The following is a 17,903-nucleotide window of genomic DNA, read 5'->3' as shown; positions in this document are numbered from 1 at the left end:
TGCAGTGTCGTCACGCGTGACCTCCGCCGCTCAGCACGCTCAGGCTGAGCGCGTAGCCCTTGTCTTCAGATTTCCGGCGGCGATCGAAGAAGGCGTGCTCCTTCGAGCCGGCCGGGGTTTCGTGTTCCGGAGATCCGTGTCCGCCCTCGTGGCCCGCATCGTGCGAACCGTGGAACGGGTGATCCCAGGCGTTCTTGCGCGTCGCATCGACGAGCGCCGGATTCGGGTTGTTCACCCGAAGCAGATGGCTCGTGCGCGGGCGTGTGTTCAGGTAGCCGAGCAGAAGGTACGAACGCCGGCTGCGGCGCGAGTGATGGACGCGGCTCCCCTTGCGCTTGTGGCCTTCGGCATCGGTGTATTCCGTATTGATATCCAGGATGTCGCCGAAGATGATCGAATCGCTCGGGCATGCCTGCTGGCAGGCGACCTGCATGAAACCATCCGGCACGAACTGCAGATCCTGCAAACGCACCTCGATCTTGGCCGAATTGGTGCGCTGGATGCAGTAGGTGCACTTCTCCATGATGCCGCGCATGCGCGTCGTCACGTTGGGGTTCTTCTGCATGCGCGTGATCTGATCGAGCTTGTCGCGCAGGCGGGGCGGGATCAGGTTGGGGTTGATCTTGTTGTGCTCGCCGGAGCCCGTGATGCCGCCACGATCGGGCGCGATCGAATCGATGAGTTCCTGACCAATGTATCCGCCGTTGAACTTGGTGAGGCCGTACTCAAAGAAGTTGAAGCGGCGCACCTTGTACGGGCAGTTGTTGGCGCAGTAGCGCGTGCCGATGCAGCGGTTGTAGGTCATGAAGTTGTGACCCTCATTGCCGTGCACCGTCGCGTTCACCGGGCACACCGTTTCGCACGGCGCGTTCTCGCACTGCACGCACGCCACGGGCTGGTGAAGCATGAACTCGGGCGCGTTGTAGTCGAGTTGGCCCGGATTGGCGTGATCGAAATACGAACCGGCGAAATAGCGATCGACGCGGATCCAGTGCATCTCGCGGCCCTTGGCCACTTCTTTCTTGCCGACCACGGGGATGTTGTTTTCCGCCTGGCAGGCGATCGTGCACGCGCCGCAGCCCGTGCAGGTCGAGAGGTCGATCGTCATCCCCCACTGGTGACGGAGCGCGTAGTCCGGAGGCTGGGGCTTGTCGCTGCGCAGCTTGTCGGGCCAGCCGGGGACTTTGAGATATCCAGGATCGTTCGGATCGACTTCCGCCGCGGAACGCGTGAACGGGTTGATGTAGATCGAGTTGTTGGGCGGCGTGTGCGCGAGGTCCCCGAGCTGCTCGGCGAAGTTGAGCTTGCCCGTGCTGTTGTCGGCGTAAATCGAGTCGTTGTCGGGAACACTCTTGCCGCCGAACTTCTGATATGTCGGCAGATCGACCGCCCGCACGAGCGCCGTACGACCTTCGAGGCTCCAGTGCATCTGCGTGCTGGCGATCGGATGCATCTCGCCGGTGTCTTTGCAGGTGACCGAAGCAAGCCAGTTGCCCGAGTCGCCTCGGATCTGGCCGATGTCGAAACCGACGCCGTCGGCAACAAGACCGCCCTTGCGCCGGCCGTAACCGTTCATGAACAACACCGTGTCGTCGGCGACGCCCGGCAGAATCCACACGACGCACTTCACAGTGCGACCGTTGAACGAGAACTCGGCGACGTGACCCGCCGGGTACTTCTGCTTGGTATACATCGTTTCCGGATCGGTGACAGTCGCGCTGGCCGGAAGAACGCCGAGGCGATCGGCCGTCTTCGGGCTCATCACCGCCGGATTGTCCCAGACCACGGCCGTGCCGTGCTGCGGGAGCTCCTGCAGCCAGGACACGTTGGTGTTGCGGCCGTCGAACATCCAGCTCGTGCGGATCACTGCTTCGAGCGCGCCGCTCGCGGGCTGCTCGATCCTGAATCCGTTCCACGATGTCGCGACGCCCGCAACATCCACCTTCGGAGTCGCGGGCTTGTAGCCCGTGCCGGCGAGCACGCCGTCGTGCAGCGCACGCTTCCACGCCTTTTCGAAATCGCCTCCCGCTTTGACGCTGAGCGCCGATTTCCACGTGCGACGCACGAGCTCGAATCCATCGCGTGGCGTGCCGTCTTCGCGCAGGTCGCCGCTGATAAACGCGAGGAACTCGATCTCGCTCATCGGCGCCTGACCGGAACGATGGCCGTCGGCATCGACCGCCGCGTAGAGCGGAGAAATCATCGGCTGCACCGGCGCGATCACGCCGTCGGTCGAGATCGTGTCGCCCCAGGACTCGAGATAGTGGCAACCGTTGAGATTCCACGTCGCAATCTCGCTCGTTTCGGTCAGTTCGACCGAGAGCGAAACCGCGCCCTCGAGCTTCGAGAAGGCTTCAGTGAAAGCCTTCGAATCGGGCGCGGTGTACGCCGGATTGGCCCCGACGCAGAGCACGCTCTCGTACTTCCCCGCCTTCATCGCTTGCGTCAGCGCGATCATCGCGGCACGCGAGTCGGAAGCGGCCTCCTCCGACATCGGGTTGTACGCGATGCACGTGCAGCCGAGCGCCGAGTTGATCGCGTGGGCGATCGCGTGTGCCGGAGCGGGCAGGTGCGCACCGACGAGAACCATCGTGCCGCCCTTTTTCCCGTGATCGAGCAGGTCCTTGGCGGCTTCTTCGATGAAACGTCGTTCTGAATCGGAAATCGGAACGACTGAAGCGCCGGCGAGGGCGTCGGCCGCGCTGTTGAATGCGCCGCCGGTCTTCGGCAGCACGAATTTGGATAGTTCGACGAGACACGCGAGCACCTTGCTCGGGGTCGCACGAATCCGGTGATCGGCCTGCGCGCCGGTGAGGCAGAATCCGCTCTCGATCATGTAGAGGCGGCTCATCTCGTCGGTCAGCTCTTCAACGCGGCGCGTCGAAGCGAAGTCGCGCGCGTGCACCAGCGCGCGTCCGTCGCCGGTGAGGAAGTCGCGATCGAACGAAACGATGACCTTCGCCTTGGTGAAGTCGATCGCGTCGCACATCGGCGCGCCGAACGCGGCCTTCGAACCCTGTGCCGGTCCGAGATTCTCCGTCGAGTCGTACGCGATCCAAGTCGCCTTGGGCCACTTCTTCAGGATTGAATCACGGATTGAATCACGCGTCGGGCTCGAAACCTTGTCAACGACGATCGCGAGTCCCGCGCCCTGCGTCTTGTCGAACCTGGGGAAGTACTCCTTGCCCCACTTCACAAAGTCGTCCCACGTTGCGACAAGATGCTCGCCCGCGCCGTTATTCCGCTTGCGATTGAAGAAGACCGGCTCTTTGAGGCGGTCGGGGTCGTACAGCGAGAGCACGCTCGCCTGCGCCGCGACGCTGCTGCGCCCGCGGTTGATCGGATGGAGAGGATTTCCCTCGATCTTCGTCGGCCTGCCCTCGTGTGTCTCGACAAGAAGCCCTTCGGCGCCCCCACCCGGCAGCGGCATGCTCGTCGCGTAATACAGCGGCTTACCGGGGATCACATCCTCCGGCGGATGCTGGGAGTAGGGCAGAATCTTGTGATCGGGGCGGCGGCAACCCGGAAGCGTCGCGGCACCGGCGAGCGCGAACGAAGCGCCCATGATCTTCATGAACGTACGGCGCGTTCCGCTCAGGAAGTCCGTCACTCCAGCCGGGAATTCCCGCTCGAGAAAATCGCGGAACTCGCCGGTGTCCGCCACTTCATCGAGGCTGCGCCAAGCGGCCCGTCCGTTGACGGACGTGAGCAGGTTCCGCCGCTCGCGCGACAACTCCTGCTTTCCCTTCTTCTGCTTGGGCCCTTCTTTGGCGGTCGAAGGGCATTGATCGGACTTGCTCATGCGAGGTCCTTGTGACTTCGCGCGGCTGCGTGCCCCGCGCGTTTCGCGAATCAAACTAGTAGTGGCAAGCGCCGCAGCCCTGCGGGGGCTGGCGCGTCAAAGAGTGAACGACATCGCCCGACGTCGGCTGCTGCGTGGAACTCGAGCCGCCGCCGAGCCCTCGATTCTCGAGGAATTTTTCGACCCAGACCAACTGCGTGACACGATCTTTCGGCACCAGCCGGGAGTCCGGATCGCGATGGCAATCAAGACACCAGCTCATCGAGAGCGGCTGCACCTGGTGCACGACCGGCATCGCCGTGATCTGTCCGTGACACGAAAAGCACGAAACTCCCGCGGCAAGGTGCGCATTGTGCGGGAAGTTTCGAACATAGTCCGGCAGCTTGTGAATGCGGCGCCACTCGATCGACTGGTCCTTCGCGTAAGCCTCTCGGACCAGTTGCACGCGCTGCGTTCTCCACGCCGCGAGCCGCTGCTCCGCGTGACATCCGTAGCATGTCGCAACGTTCGGAACGTTGGCTTCCGCGGAGACTTCAACTTTGGTGTGGCAGTAGCGACAGTCCATTCCGAGTCGGCCGGCGTGGAGCTGGTGGCTGAACGCTTCGACCGGCTGGATAGGTTGGTATCCGACGACCCAGAATTTGGGTGTCGCGTAGTACCAGAATCCGCCGATCGCAGTCGCGAGCAGGCCGGCGCCGGCGACCGCTGCGGCGGTTGGGAACGCGTTAAACCATTTGGGAAATAGGACTGACAACTCGTGTCCTCCCACAAATTGGGCTTGTGATAACGATCGCGGGGGAAAAACCTGAACCAAGACCTACCAGCGTAGAATCGTCCTGACCGGCTCTTTTCCGGTAGAACAGCAATTTCTTCGCATTCATCGCGCCTGGTCAAGTCAGGTCCGTTCGGATTGTTTAGTTGAGACTCAGTCTCACTGGAGCATCGATGAACGCCCTTCGCACTTTCCTGCGGCCGAACATTCTGACCGACGCGTTTATTGCCACCGTCGTCGTCTGGTGGACGTGGTTTGTCACGCACCTGCCCTGGTTGGGAATTTCCGAGCAAGTCTCGGTGCCAGCAATACTTGCGGCCTGGCTGCTTGCCCTCATCGTCTGCGCCCGGGTCTTTGGCAGAGAAGGAAGAACCTTGGGCGAGGCAATAGCCGCCTCGGCCGGTGCCGGGTTTTTGAGCGCGCTCCTCGGGTTATTCATCTTGGGCTCGAAATTGGTGGAGCAACCCGTCGCGGGCGCGATGGAACAGGCGTCCCTCAAACCCGGTGCGCTGCTCATGGCGGCCGGCTTTCTCGTTCTCGGAGCGACTCTCGGCTTGGTGGGCGGAGCAATCGGCAAACTGCTCAGTCGGCCGCGGCATCGCGCGATCGATTCTGAAGCAATCCGCCGTCGCTGGCTCGGTCGATTCGGACTCGTGGCGGCGATCGCCGTCGTGCCGCTGCTGATCGTGGGAGGCTTGGTTACGAGCAGCAACTCGGGCATGGCGGTGCCCGACTGGCCCAACACCTATGGCAGCAACATGTTCCTCTATCCGATCGGTCCGCGCGCGGCGCCGTCCGTTTATCTCGAGCACAGCCACCGCTTGTTCGGCGCGCTGATCGGGCTCACGGCGATCGCGCTGTGCGCGCTCGTGTTTTTGCATGAGAAGCGTCCATTTGTGAAGGTGCTTTCGCTTGTTCTCCTGGCGCTCGTGATTTCACAGGGAATACTGGGCGGAATCCGCGTTTTGCAGGGCAGTGTCGAAGCATCGCAGGACGCCAAGTGGTCGCGCGTTTTCCATGGCATTCTCGCCCAGGTCGTATTCTGCCTGTTCGTCGCCATGGCTGTTTTTCTGAGTCCGCTCTACCAGCGAGCCAAGAGCGCCGTCTCGGCAGGAACACTCCGACTCGGCCACACCGGCGTGAAGCCGCGGACGTTTCGGATTTTTTCCGCCGCCGCGATGCACTCGACCATTCTCCAGCTTGTCTTCGGCGCGATCTACCGGCACACCCGTTCGGCGCACGCGCTGTGGACGCACATGGGTTTTTCCGTCCTGGTTGTCATCTTCGTATTGCTGGCGGCGTTTGCGGCCGGCGGCATGCGGACTTCCGATGCGCCGGTTCAGAAGTTCGTGCGCCGGATCGGGTTGCTCGCCGCGGCGTGCGTCGGGCTGCAGTTCCTTCTCGGTTGGCTGACTTTTTACCTGGGCGGAGCCGGGCTGCGGCCGGAATCGATTCCCGAGGTGCTCTTGCGCACATCACATCAAGCAAACGGCGCCTTGTTGCTTGCCATCACGACCATCATGATGCTGTCCGGAAGGGCGCTTTCTCCAAAAGCGGGCAGAGCGCCGGTCGGTTCGGTGGTCGCGGCCTGAACAGCGACCGTTCGATTGATGCGCTGTTATCAGGCCCGCACATGGCCGACACACCCCTGGTGAACCCCGCAATCGGTTCTGGACCGATGCGTTAGGCTGGAGAGGCCCGAGGGAATTCGCATGCCCGATGCACCCAAATCCACAGGCTCAACCGCGGACGATCGTCCCGCAAGGTCACCTTCTGCGGAAGTGCGCTCGCCTTCCAGACCCACGGAAAAGACGATGACCGGTTCGATGTCGCCGATCGCCCCGCGGGATTTCGGGTATGAACAGGCCCGCCATCTCCTTTGGCGCGCGGGGTTCGGCGGGACCCCGGCGCAGATCCAGACTCTTGCGAGCTGGGGACCGACGAAAGCCGTCGAGTACGTGATTGATCCGGCCAACGCGCCGAGCGATACGCCTCGGTCCGATCTCTTCGATCGCAACATACTGCGCGAGCCAACCGCCGAAGAGCGCAAGGCGCAGCAGCAGGCGCGCCAGAAGCAGGATGAGGACGCCCTCGCGAAGATTCGCGTCGAGCAGCAGCGTCGCCAGGGGCAAGATCGCCAGCAGATCGGCGAGGTGCAGCGCTGGTGGCTCAAACGCATGATCGAGACACCCCGGCCGCTCGAGGAGCGCATGGTGCTCTTCTGGCACGGACACTTTGCGACCAGCTATCGCAACATCGAGAACAGTTACCACATGTACTTGCAGAACCAGTTGTTCCGCAAGCACGCGACGGGCAATTTCGGCGACCTTCTCTACGGTGTCATCCGCGATCCGGCGATGCTGAAGTATCTGAACAACGACACGAGCCGCAAGGGCAAGGCGAACGAGAATCTCGCGCGCGAAATCATGGAGTTGTTCAGCCTGGGTATCGGTGGCTACAGCGAGAACGACATCAAAGAAGGAGCGCGCGCGCTCACCGGCTACACCTTCAAAGACGACGAGTTCGTCTACCAGAAGAACAACCACGACGGGGGCGTGAAGACAATTCTGGGTCGAACGGGCACGTTCGATGGCGACGCCTTTGTGAGGATTATTCTCGAGCAGCCCGGAGTTTCGCGCTTCGTCACGCGCAAGCTCTACAGCTTCTTCTGCGCCGAACTGCCGCCGCTCGAGCGCGCGAAGTACGAGGATCTTCCGGCGCCCCAGCAGCAGGCGCTCCGCGATCTCGCTTCCACCTTCGCTTCTTCTCGCTACGAGATCAAGCCGGTTTTGAAGCGGCTCTTCCTGAGCCAGCACTTCTACGACCCGAAGAACATGAACGAGCAGATCAAGGGACCCACGCAGCTCGTGGTCGGCGCGGTCCGTTCGCTCGACACGCCGGTGCGTGATCTCTCGATCCTGAACGATGCGCTCGATCTGATGGGCCAGAATCTGCTTTTCCCGCCGAGCGTGAAGGGATGGGACGGCGGGCGCTCGTGGATCAACACCAGCACGATGTTCGTGCGCCAGAACATCATGGCGTTCCTGCTGACCGGCAAGAAGCCGCGCGGCTACGACGCCAACGCCGACGAAATGAAGTTCGATCCCATGCCGCTGCTCTCAGAGATGGCCAAGGCCAGCCCGGGAAGCGAAAAAGACCCGACCGCGGTATCCGACTACTTGCTGCGGCTAACCATCGGAAACGCGCCGGCACAATCGAAGGAAGCGCTCGAGTCGCTCGCCTCCAAGACCGGCGGCAGCGTCACCCGCGAACTCGTGATCGGTTACCTCCTGTTGATTACCGCGATGCCGGAGTATCAGCTGTGTTGAAATGACCAAAGGGCCAAATGGAACGGGCCGATTCGGACGTTTCTGATTTGGCGCTTTGGCTCTGTGGCCCTTTGGCTCTTTGGAGAATTGACGTGGACCTGCACAACTCACACGCCTTCACCCGCCGCAAGTTCCTGTACGGCGGTCTTACGCTCGCTTCGACCGCGTGGACGATCCCGGCGTTCTTGGGTTCATCCGCGGACGCGATGGCGGGGATGCTCGCCGATGGGCTTTCGAGCACGCCGGGCGTCAACGAAGATCGCATCCTCGTCGTCGTCCAACTCGGCGGCGGCAACGACGGTCTGAACACAGTCGTCCCCTACGGGATGGACGCGTACTACAAAGCTCGCGCGGGCATCGGCATCAAGCCCAACGAAGCGCTCAAACTCTCCGGCGCAGAAGGCGTGGGTTTGCACGCGCGCATGACCGCGCTCAAAGACCTCTACGACAACGGGCTTGCGACCGTCGTGCAGGGCGTTGGATACCCGAACCCCGATCGCTCGCACTTCAAGAGCATGGATATCTGGCAGACCGCCGAGCGCGACGCGACCGGCGACGGCTGGCTCGGACGCTACATCGACAGCGAGTGCTGCGGCTACGGCAAGGGCGAGAGCGGCAAGCCCGACGGCAGCAAGAAACCCGCGGTCGCGATCGAGCCCCCGATCGCAATCGGACGAACAGCGCCGCTCGCTCTGCAGGGGCGTGCAACCAAGCCCGTCAGTTTCGAATCCGCCGATCTTTTCCGCTGGTCGGGCGAAGACATCCACGAGGCGCTGCGCGAGCCATACCACGAACTGAACCGGCGCGGTGTCTCGGCGGAATCGTCCGGCGATACCAACGCCGATTTCCTGATGCGCACCGCGCTCGATGCACAGATCAGCAGCGACAAGATCCGAAAGGCGGTCGCGCAGAAGAGCCTCGTGACGTATCCGGGCAACGAACTCGGCCGCCAGTTGCAGATGGTCGGCGCGATGATCCGCGCGGGGCTCAAGACGCGCGTGTATTACGTCACGCTTGGCGGCTTCGACACGCACAGCGGCCAGGGCGGCGCGCAGGGTCGTCACGGCAATCTGCTCGCGAACTTCTCCGATTCGATCAAGGCTTTCTACGCCGATCTCAAGGCGCAGGGCAACGACTCGCGCGTGCTCACCATGAGCTTCAGCGAGTTTGGCAGGCGTGTCGCGCAGAACGCCAGCGGCGGCACCGATCACGGAACCGCGGCGCCCATGTTCCTCTTCGGCCCGATGGTGCGCTCCGGCGTCATTGGAAATCATCCCTCGCTGACCGACCTCGATCAGGGCGACCTCAAGTATCTCATCGACTTCCGGAGCGTGTACGCGGGCGTGCTCGAGCAGTGGCTGCAGGCGGACAGCAAGAAGGTGCTGGGCGGGACGTACAAGCCGGTGGTGGTTTTGAAAAACGCGTAGCGAACGGCTGCTTTCAAGAAGATTTCATGCGGCTTCCGTCACCGCCATCGATACACTCGCGCGCGGCAACGGGAGTCACTCCATGAACAGATGGATCGTCTTCGGCGCTGCGACTGGCTTCGTGTTCGGTTTGGCGGCGCTTGCCGCACCGGATGGATTCGCGTCGCAGGTGCAGGCGAGCGCTCCCTCGCTCTGGTACCGATTCAATGAGTCGCCGAGTTCGACGACGATCGTCAACCACGGCTCGCTCGGAGCGCCGTACAACGCGACGCCGTTCAGCGGCGTTTTGCTCAACCAACCGACCGCCTCGGGAGATTCCGGCGTCGGCTTCAATGCCGCGACGCAGCCGTACATCGAGTCGAATTCAACTGTTCCCGCGGCCCTTCTCGGCAACCCGACGTTTTCAGTCGAGGCGATCGTTCGCATGGACGGACTCGCTTCGACCTGGGCGCCGATGCTGTTCTGGGGTGGCAACACGACCGGGACAAGCGCCTGGTTTTCCCTCCGCAACAACGACTGGGACATTCTCTACGCCGGCTTCTACAACACCGGGCTTCGCACCGTGCAGCGGATTCAAAAGAACACGTGGTATCACCTCGTGTGGACGCGAAACTCTGCGGGCGGAATCAACGATTCGATGACGGGAACGGCGTACTACATCAACGGCAACCCTGTCGCGATGACTCAGGACGAGCTTCTGCTGGGCCCACTGGTTCCGGCGATTACTTCCAGCAAGTTCCGCATTCAGAAAGCCGGCAACTTCACTCGATTTTTCTCGGGAACGCTCGATGAGCTGGCCCTCTATCAGCGTGTACTCTCACCTTCCGAAGTGCTCTCGCATGCCTCGGCCGTGGGTTGCCCCAACTGCACGGGCGACCTGAATCACGATTGCCTCGTAGAAGACTCGGACTTTGTGATTTTCGCGGCGGCGTACAACCTCCTTGTGTGTGACGATCCCGCGATGCCCGAGGGTTGCCCGTCGGATTTCAATCACGACGGCACTGTGGACGACTCGGACTTCGTCTTGTTCATCGGCGCGTACAACACGTTGTTGTGCGAGTAGCAATTCGTCGTTTGACGGTCTTGGCAATGACGCCCCCCCGGGGCTTCAAGATGGACCTTGTCAGCCGCGAATCGCGCTAGCAGGCTGTTGAACAACGGCCGATTGCCGGCGATTTGAGCACTTCCCCGGCGGCATCGTTCCTGCTGGCTGGTTTCCCGCACCGCTCACGCCGCCAGCAGCTTCCGCATCCGCACCAGGTTGTACGCCGCGGCGGCGAGCTCGAAGCACTGCCCGATCTTCTCGCGTCCCACGTGCCTGGCCCGTCTCATCCCCGCCACCGTCTTGACCCATCCGAAGAACTCCTCCACCAGTTTTCTTCGTCGCTGGCTCTTCTTGAACGCGGCGCTCCGTCGTTCGCCGCGGACGAACCATCTCGCCCAGGTTCCCTCGTCCGCACGCGTGCTCGCCCAGTCGATCTTCCCCTCCTTGATCGCCACGTGCGGCCGGATCCAGCGCTCCTCGAGCGCCAGCAGGAACGCCCCCGCGTCGTACCCCTTGTCCGCACCCAGCGTGGATGGACGCACCCCGTGCCGGCACTCGACATGATCGAGCATCGCCAGCGCGCCGGCACGCTCGGCCGTGCCGTTGGCTTCATCCACCCGCACGCTCATCACCAGCCCGTGCCGGTTCTCGGTGAGCGCATGGCCCGAGTGACAGAGGAACGCTCCCACCCCATTCCCCTTCTTGTAGAGCTTCGCCTCCGGGTCGGTCGTGCTGGCGTGCGTCGCGTTGGTCCGCCGCTCGCCCTTGAAGTCCCCCGATGGGTTGCGTCCCGATGGTCCATCGTCGTCTTTGTCCGACGCCTCGCGTTCGATCCTCTTCAGGCTCTTGAGCGAGGCGTGGCTCTGGATGAGCGAGCCGTCCACCGTGAAGTGCTCGTCGCTGGTCAATCCCGCATCGATCGCCTGCTTCACCACATGCTCGAAGAACTTCCTCGTGATGCCGTGCTCGGCCAGCCGGTCGCGGTTGTGCGTGAAGACCGAGTGGTCGAACACTTCGTCCGATGGCTGCAAATCCAGGAACCAGCGGAAGAGGAGGTCGGTCTTCAGACGCCTGCACAGCTCGCGTTCGGACCGGATGGTGTAGAGACACTGCAGCAGGAGCGCCTTGAGCAGCGTCTCGGGCGGGATGCCCGGCCGCCCGAGGCTGCTGTACGCCGCGGCAAACGTGCGGGTCATCTCCGCGAGCGCCGCGTCCACCATCCGCTTGATCGGCCGCAGCGGATGGCCAGTCTCGATCAAATCTTCGACGTTGAACGTGTGGTAGATCGCCGCCTGCCGACCGGGTGTGCCCTTCATGCCCTCATCTTCGCACGCCGGAAACTTCCGGTTGCGCGGGCTTTGCGGGATTCTTCAACAGCCTGCTAGGCCAGCAATTCTTCTGCTTTTAGTCCCTGCGCCGCGAGATCGGTTCGATGCCCGCATTCCGGACAGAGAACTTCTCCGTTCTCCACAATCAGCCCGAGCAGTGAGTATTGGCAGTTGAGACAGCGCGCGGCGACTATCTGCGTCGAAACGGCCCACCTCAGCCACCGATCGCGGATGTACAGCCCGCAAAGCAATGTTGCGAACACGCACACCCCAACCGCCATCGCGTGCCAAACGTCGAAACTGTTCGATCGAATTTGAACGGCGCGATTCGGGAACAGAACGCTCCGGAGCAGGAAATTCTCGCCGACAAGCAGCGCGATGAGGAGCGTTATGCAGAAAGCCACACCGACAATTGTGTAGAACACGCGCGAAACCCAGAATTTTTCAGAGGCGAACCGAATGAAGTCAACGCATTGGCGATCGTCGAACCGATCCAATTCGGGAAAGGCTCGATAGACCTTGTTCCAGTGAATCCGCACCCGATGCTGTACGAGCGGGCTATCAGGGAGTTCCGATTGAAACTACTTGGCTGGCGGGAACAAGAACTGCAATGCATCCGGCAGCCGGTTCGCCCACGCCGTTTCGTTGTGCACGGCGTCGGGCTGCACCATCACCTTGCTGGCCTGCAGCCCCGAGTGCGTGCTGATGAACGCCTGGAGCGCAATCGCCGACTGCACGTACGCGACGTTGTCCGGGTCGGTCGCGGGCTCCTTTTCGAGTTCGCGGGTGCCGACGCCCACGAACGCGCGCTTCGGCCAGTGCTGCAGTTGCTTGAGCCAGGTATTCCACGCATCGGGGTTCCCCGCGCGCAGAGCCGGACTCTCGAGCAGCGCGAGCCCGAACAGCTCCGGGTGCTGATTGATCGCTTCGAGAGCGATCACCGCGCCGAGCGAGCTGCCCCCCACGCCGACGCGCGACGGATCGGATTCGACCGCAAATAAACTCTGCACCCGCGGAACGACTTCATCCGCAAGCCACGCGATGAACTCGCTGGCGCCCGGCTCGACATTCGGGAGCGCCTTCACCGGCATGTACTCGCGGATTCGCGCGGCGCCCGCGTTCGGAATCCCGACGATCACCAGCGGCTCGATCTTTCCCGCCTTGATCATTTCGCTCGCCGTCTCGTCGACGCGCCATTCATCCGGCACGCCCGAGTGTTTCTGGAACAGGTTCTGTCCGTCGAAGAGGTAGAGAACCGGAAACTTCTTGCCGGCCTTCACGCCCGCCTCGTATCCCGGCGGCAACCACACCGTCAACTCGCGCTGCGCGTTGGCCTGCCCGAACGGCGCGCCCGCGACCTGCATACGCCTGTAGTCGCCCGTGATCTGCTTGGGCGCGTAGGAATCGTTCGCGTCCTCGGGCTTCTTGTAATCCGGCTTCTGGTCGCCCCATCTGGGAACGGTGAATTCGATCACCGGCTTCTCGCCGGGCGCAAGCTTGCTCGCATCGACCAAGGGCAACGCACGGTTTGTCGGGGGCGTCAGATCTTCCTTGAGTTCCTCGAGCTCCCAACTGCCGCGCGTGAACTTGAAGTTGAATTCGCTCCCGCCCGTCCACTTCGGAAACTCGATGCGCCATCGCATGTCGCTCTGCGGAGTCAATTTGAACTTGGTGTCGCCCGCCGACCAGCCGTTGAACGTGCCCGCGATGTAGATCGGGCTGGTGAGGCTTGCAAGTTTCGAAGGGTCATCCACGACGATGACGAACCCCTGGGGCAGGCTCTCGGGCTTCACCATGTCCGCCGCGGCTTCGTTCGCCTTCGCCTCTGCTGCCGCCTCGCGCGTCTCGCCCGTCGCTTTGTGGCCCGCGATCAACTCGCCGATGGCGTTGGCACCGCCCGTCGTGCCCGCGCCCGCCCCGACCCGCGGCACGTGCGCGATCTGTTTGTCGGGATTGGCAACCCCGAGGGCGAAGTAGTACATGAGCGACGCAACGGCGATGATGGGTGTCATGAGGAAGATCGTGAGGAGAAAGCGCTTCATGAGACTTCGCTGCCGAACAACACTTGCGCGACAGCACGGGCCGACATCCTATTGACCCTTCGGCGACTACTTGCCGCCGGCCTTCGTGTAGTTCTCAGCCACCTTCGCCCAGTTCACCACGTTCCACCACGCGGCCATGTAATCCGGGCGCTTGTTCTGGTACTTGAGGTAGTACGCGTGCTCCCACACGTCGAGCCCGAGGATGGGCGTGCCGTCACAGCCCGCGATCGCCTTGCCCATCTGCGGGTTGTCCTGATTCGGCGTCGAGCAGACTTCCAGCTTCCCGCCTGGCATGACACAGAGCCACGCCCAACCGGAGCCGAAGCGCTTCGCACCGGCATCCTGGAATTTCTCTTTGAACGCGCTGAACGAGCCGAACGCGCTGGTGATTGCCGCGGCGAGCGCGCCAGTGGGCTCACCGCCGCCGCCTTTGCCCGCCGGCGCCATGACTTGCCAGAACAGCGAGTGATTCACGTGGCCGCCGGCGTTGTTGCGCACCGCGCCGCGCTTGTCTTCCGGGATGTCTCCGAGCGACTTGATCACGGCGACCGGGTCCATGTCGGCGAACTTGGTGCCTTCGAGTGCCTTGTTCGCGTTATCCACGTACGCCTTGTGGTGCTTGCTGTGATGGATTTCCATGGTCATGGCATCGATGTGGGGTTCGAGAGCGCTTTTGTCGAAGGGCAAAGCGGGAAGGGTGAATGGCATCATGAAACTCCAGAGATTTGCGGATGGTTGAAGTGACGTTGTAGCCACTCTTGTGCCCCGCGGCCCTGCGATAAACGGGTTTTAATACCAAACTAATGCCTAATTTGATTTTACATGTGGATAACATGTCGCATCGCTTGGCAGCGGGCCGAAATTCCTGTAAAATCGGGGTTCCTGCGGCGAAAGCGTGCGGGATCCGGCGGGGATATCGCCGGAACCGGGAAAGAACAGGGAAGCAGAAACCGCATTGGGGCGGGGCGGCAGCGTCGGGGCGTTTTCAAAGGCGTGACGTTTCACGGCGAAGCTCAAGCGAGCGATGCTCGCGAGGGTGTGTGTGTCGGGCGACATTGAACGGGCTCCGGCTTCTCGAAAGAGGAACTTCGGAGAGTTTTGAGGCGTATACAGGGCACTGGCGCGCTGAACAAAGGCGTCATTGTTCTGTGAATTCCGAGAACTCGCGATTTTGGCGGGAACTCGGCGGTCGCGAGCGGAATCCGAAGACTGTGTCGTCTTCGGATTCATGAGGGATGGATGCAAGCCCGGGAGCAGTTGGACCCGGATGGAAACAAGGACGGCCCACGGGCCTCCGTGGGTTAGGAAGGTTGCCATGAAGCAGCTTGGAGAAAAAAGGAGCGTCGGGCCGCTGGAGCAGGTCCGGCGACGCAACCGGGCAGGTGTTTCGGTCGCCGCGACGGCACCGGAAGCACCCAAGGCCGGCAAGCGCGCGGCCAAAGTGGTCGATGCGCTCGCGAAGCCCGCGAGCAAGGCGGTGGTGCGCAAGCGTTTGAGCACCGAGGACGAGCGCCTCCTGGCGACGATCCTTTCGGTCGAGCAGGATTTCATCGACAGCCCCGTCTTCTACGAAGAGGGCGCGTTCGGCAAGATCTACGACGAGGCTCCGGATATCCAGAAGCCCGACACCACCTGGTACCACCCGGTGATGGACGACTTGTCCAGCACGTCGCGCACGCGCACCGTCAAGAGTGCGCAGCAGGTCATCCTCACCGGCGCCGAAGAGCGCGTGCTCTTCCATCAGTTCAACTACGCGCGTTACCGCGTGTGGAAGCTGCAGCAGGAAGTGTGGACCCGCGCTTCGCGTCTGCCCAGCCCCGAGCAGGCCGACGAGATCCTTCGTTGGCACCGCAAGAGCGAGCGCATCCGCGAGCAGATCGCCGAAACGAACCTCGCTCTGGTGCTCGCAATGGCCAAGCGCACACGCATGAGCGAAGTGGACTTCGCCGACCTCGTCAGCGAAGGCAACATGGCTCTGCTCCGCGCCGTCGACAAATTCGATGCGGGGCGTGGCTACAAGTTCAGCACGTACGCCTGCCGCGCCATCCTCAAGGCGTTCAGCCGGCAGGGCATGAAGCTGAGCAAGTACCGCCAGCGATTCCCGACGGACTTTGACCCCAAGCTCGAGAAGTCCAACTTCCTCGAGACAAAGCGGTTCACGTTCGAGAAGGACGCTGCGGAAGAGGTCAAGCGCATCGTCATGGAGAACCGCGCGGAGCTCACCGACGTGGAGCGCACGGTGATCGAGCATCGCTTCGGGCTTGAGCACAAGACCGAGGACGAGAAGCCCATGACCCTTGAACAGGTTGGGCAGATCATCGGCGTCACGAAGGAACGCGTGCGCCAGATCCAGAACAAGGCCATGGAGAAGATCAAGCGCCAGCTCGAGATCAACTTCCTGGGTATGAAGCCGACCGAACTTCCACCCTTGGAAGGCGAGCAGGCCTCGGGAGAGGGCGCGATCGCGGCTCCGCTTTCGCTGGAAGCGGCGGAGCTCAAGTACGCGTTCATGCAGGCTTCGCAAAACTGACCTGCGGCACCGGCCCGTACAGAGTTTTCACACGCCCCGGAGGAATCCGGGGTGTTTTCTTTGCTTGCGCCGCATGGAGCGCGGCGCGCAAGCGATTTCTTCGGAATCGCCGCTTTTTGCAACACCGCGCCCGCCGGAAGCGAATCGAAGCCGTTGGCGGGGGCGGGGAGTCAGTCGAAACCACCGGCTATTTGTGTCGTCCCGCGCCTTCTCGTGGGCGGGCGATGGAGGTATTCTTTGAGCGGCACAACTTCGCACGCGTCGGCTCGCGGGTCCAACGTTCCCGGAAGGGAAGAGGGCTCGCGCCCGAAGGGAGACGGCGGGTCTCACCTTTCGGCCGGCGCCGCTTCACCGGGGAGTCCTTCGCCCATGACCCTTTCCACCGACACCGTGACCGATTCCTCACCAACCGGTCACATCGCTTCGATGCCCGATCAGAAACACGATCCGCACGCGACGCGCTTCGGCAAGTTTCTCCAGGCCGCGATCAAGCTCGAAGCCTCCGACCTGATCATGAAGTCCGATCAGGTGCCGAAGCTTCGCCTCCGCGGCGCGCTCAAGCCGCTCGATTGCGAGCCGGTCTCGCGCGAGGAATTCTGGGAGATCGCAAAGCACATTCTCGACGAGGAGCAGATCGCCGACCTGCACAAGTTCGGCTCGGTCGACTTCGCGTACGACTACGACGCGAAGAACCGATTCCGCGTGAACCTGTTCCAGGCTCGCGGCAAGCTGTCGGTCGCTGCCCGACTCATTACGAGCAAGATCCGCAAATTCGAGGATCTCTATCTGCCGCCGATCATGGCGGAGGTCTCGATGCAGCCCCAGGGCATCGTGCTCCTGTGCGGCGTGACCGGATCGGGCAAATCCACCACGATCGCGTCGATGCTCGACTATGTGAACGAGCGCAAGAGCGTCCACATCGTCACGATCGAAGACCCGATCGAATACATCTTCGAAGACAAGAAAGCGACGATCAACCAGCGCGAGATCGGGCTCGATTGCCTGGATTTCAAGATTGCGCTGCGTGCGCTCGTGCGCGAAAATCCGGACATCGTGCTGGTCGGCGAAATGCGAGACCAGGAAACTTTTGAAGCCGCCCTGCACGCCGCCGAGACCGGACACCTGGTGTTCGGGACGATCCACGCTTCGAGTACGACGCAGACGTTCAGCCGCATCTACGGGCTCTTCGAACAGGAAGAGGTCGATGCGGTGCGCCGAATCCTCGCGTATCAGATGCGGGCGTTTGTTTATCAAAAGCTTCTGCCGACACTCCACCCGGAAATCGCCCGCATCCCGGCGCTCGAGATTCTGGTGAACAACGGCGTCGTCCGAAAGTTCATTCTGGAGGCTCGCGAGGGCGAACTTCGTGAGTACCTCAAGAGCGTGGAAGCCGAGCAGCAGGGGATGGTCGATTTCAACCGTTCGCTGGTGAAGCTGGTCGAGCAGGAATACATCCACCTCCGGGTTGCTCAGGAAACCAGCCCGAACGTCGACGAACTCAACATGATGTTGAAGAAGCTCAAGTGACGGGTTCGAGCAGCGGGCAATTCGTCCCGGCGCGTGTTATCCTTGTCCTCCCCCGACGGTCGCCGTCGATCGGCGGGTACTTTCCGGGTTTCCGGCGGCAA

13 protein-coding genes are annotated in these 17,903 nt (G+C 62.3%); 6 read left to right on the top strand and 7 right to left on the bottom strand.

Annotated features, from left to right (window positions below; genetic code table 11):
* Positions 1 to 10: 10 nt before the first annotated feature.
* Both KF691_04770 and KF691_04765 read right to left on the bottom strand, forming a co-directional pair.
* Positions 11 to 3,802 carry a TAT-variant-translocated molybdopterin oxidoreductase gene (locus KF691_04770; GenBank protein MBX3388747.1) on the bottom strand — a complete coding sequence of 1,264 codons (3,792 nt, stop codon included), beginning with the start codon at positions 3,800 to 3,802 and terminating at the stop codon, positions 11 to 13.
* Between the two features lie 55 nt (positions 3,803 to 3,857).
* Positions 3,858 to 4,556: a cytochrome c3 family protein gene (locus KF691_04765; GenBank protein MBX3388746.1), complete on the bottom strand. Its 699-nt coding sequence runs from the start codon at positions 4,554 to 4,556 to the stop codon at positions 3,858 to 3,860.
* A gap of 191 nt (positions 4,557 to 4,747) precedes the next feature.
* Here KF691_04765 and KF691_04760 point away from each other — a divergent pair, with 191 nt between their 5' ends.
* The 4 genes from KF691_04760 (at position 4,748) to KF691_04745 (ending at position 10,393) form a co-directional block, all read left to right on the top strand.
* Entirely contained in the window at positions 4,748 to 6,166 is a 1,419-nt protein-coding gene (locus KF691_04760; GenBank protein ID MBX3388745.1) for a COX15/CtaA family protein, read from the top strand.
* A 120-nt stretch (positions 6,167 to 6,286) separates the two neighbouring features.
* Complete coding sequence (locus KF691_04755) at positions 6,287 to 7,903, top strand: DUF1800 domain-containing protein (GenBank protein MBX3388744.1); 1,617 nt, start codon at positions 6,287 to 6,289, stop codon at positions 7,901 to 7,903.
* A gap of 92 nt (positions 7,904 to 7,995) precedes the next feature.
* Positions 7,996 to 9,330: a DUF1501 domain-containing protein gene (locus KF691_04750; GenBank protein MBX3388743.1), complete on the top strand. Its 1,335-nt coding sequence runs from the start codon at positions 7,996 to 7,998 to the stop codon at positions 9,328 to 9,330.
* Positions 9,331 to 9,412: 82 nt separating this feature from the next.
* Positions 9,413 to 10,393: a hypothetical protein gene (locus KF691_04745; protein ID MBX3388742.1), complete on the top strand. Its 981-nt coding sequence runs from the start codon at positions 9,413 to 9,415 to the stop codon at positions 10,391 to 10,393.
* 164 nt (positions 10,394 to 10,557) lie between these two features.
* Here the strand turns inward: KF691_04745 and KF691_04740 are convergent, their stop codons facing one another.
* The 5 genes from KF691_04740 to KF691_04720 all read right to left on the bottom strand — a co-directional run bounded on the left by KF691_04740 (position 10,558) and on the right by KF691_04720 (position 14,975).
* Positions 10,558 to 11,691, bottom strand: a complete 1,134-nt coding sequence (locus tag KF691_04740; GenBank protein MBX3388741.1) for an IS5 family transposase — start codon at positions 11,689 to 11,691, stop codon at positions 10,558 to 10,560.
* A 65-nt stretch (positions 11,692 to 11,756) separates the two neighbouring features.
* Positions 11,757 to 12,242 carry a hypothetical protein gene (locus KF691_04735; protein ID MBX3388740.1) on the bottom strand — a complete coding sequence of 162 codons (486 nt, stop codon included), beginning with the start codon at positions 12,240 to 12,242 and terminating at the stop codon, positions 11,757 to 11,759.
* 42 nt (positions 12,243 to 12,284) lie between these two features.
* Entirely contained in the window at positions 12,285 to 13,745 is a 1,461-nt protein-coding gene (locus tag KF691_04730) for a hypothetical protein (protein MBX3388739.1), read from the bottom strand.
* A 66-nt stretch (positions 13,746 to 13,811) separates the two neighbouring features.
* The gene (locus KF691_04725; GenBank protein MBX3388738.1) at positions 13,812 to 14,453 is read right to left on the bottom strand and encodes a superoxide dismutase; all 642 of its coding nucleotides are present in this window, start codon (positions 14,451 to 14,453) and stop codon (positions 13,812 to 13,814) included.
* A 99-nt stretch (positions 14,454 to 14,552) separates the two neighbouring features.
* A complete protein-coding gene (locus KF691_04720) occupies positions 14,553 to 14,975 on the bottom strand; it encodes a hypothetical protein (GenBank protein ID MBX3388737.1) in 423 nt (140 codons plus the stop codon).
* Between the two features lie 85 nt (positions 14,976 to 15,060).
* Here KF691_04720 and KF691_04715 point away from each other — a divergent pair, with 85 nt between their 5' ends.
* Together KF691_04715 and KF691_04710 are read left to right on the top strand one after the other, a co-directional pair.
* Positions 15,061 to 16,275, top strand: coding sequence for a sigma-70 family RNA polymerase sigma factor (locus KF691_04715; protein MBX3388736.1), 1,215 nt, complete (start codon positions 15,061 to 15,063; stop codon positions 16,273 to 16,275).
* A gap of 369 nt (positions 16,276 to 16,644) precedes the next feature.
* A complete protein-coding gene (locus KF691_04710; GenBank protein MBX3388735.1) occupies positions 16,645 to 17,802 on the top strand; it encodes a PilT/PilU family type 4a pilus ATPase in 1,158 nt (385 codons plus the stop codon).
* The last annotated feature ends 101 nt before the right edge of the window (positions 17,803 to 17,903 follow it).

The sequence above is a fragment of the Phycisphaeraceae bacterium genome (assembly GCA_019636555.1).
In the GTDB taxonomy this organism is placed as follows: domain Bacteria; phylum Planctomycetota; class Phycisphaerae; order Phycisphaerales; family UBA1924; genus JAFEBO01.
Note: the sequence above shows the minus strand (reverse complement) of the source record. Positions and strands in the feature narration are given on the sequence as shown.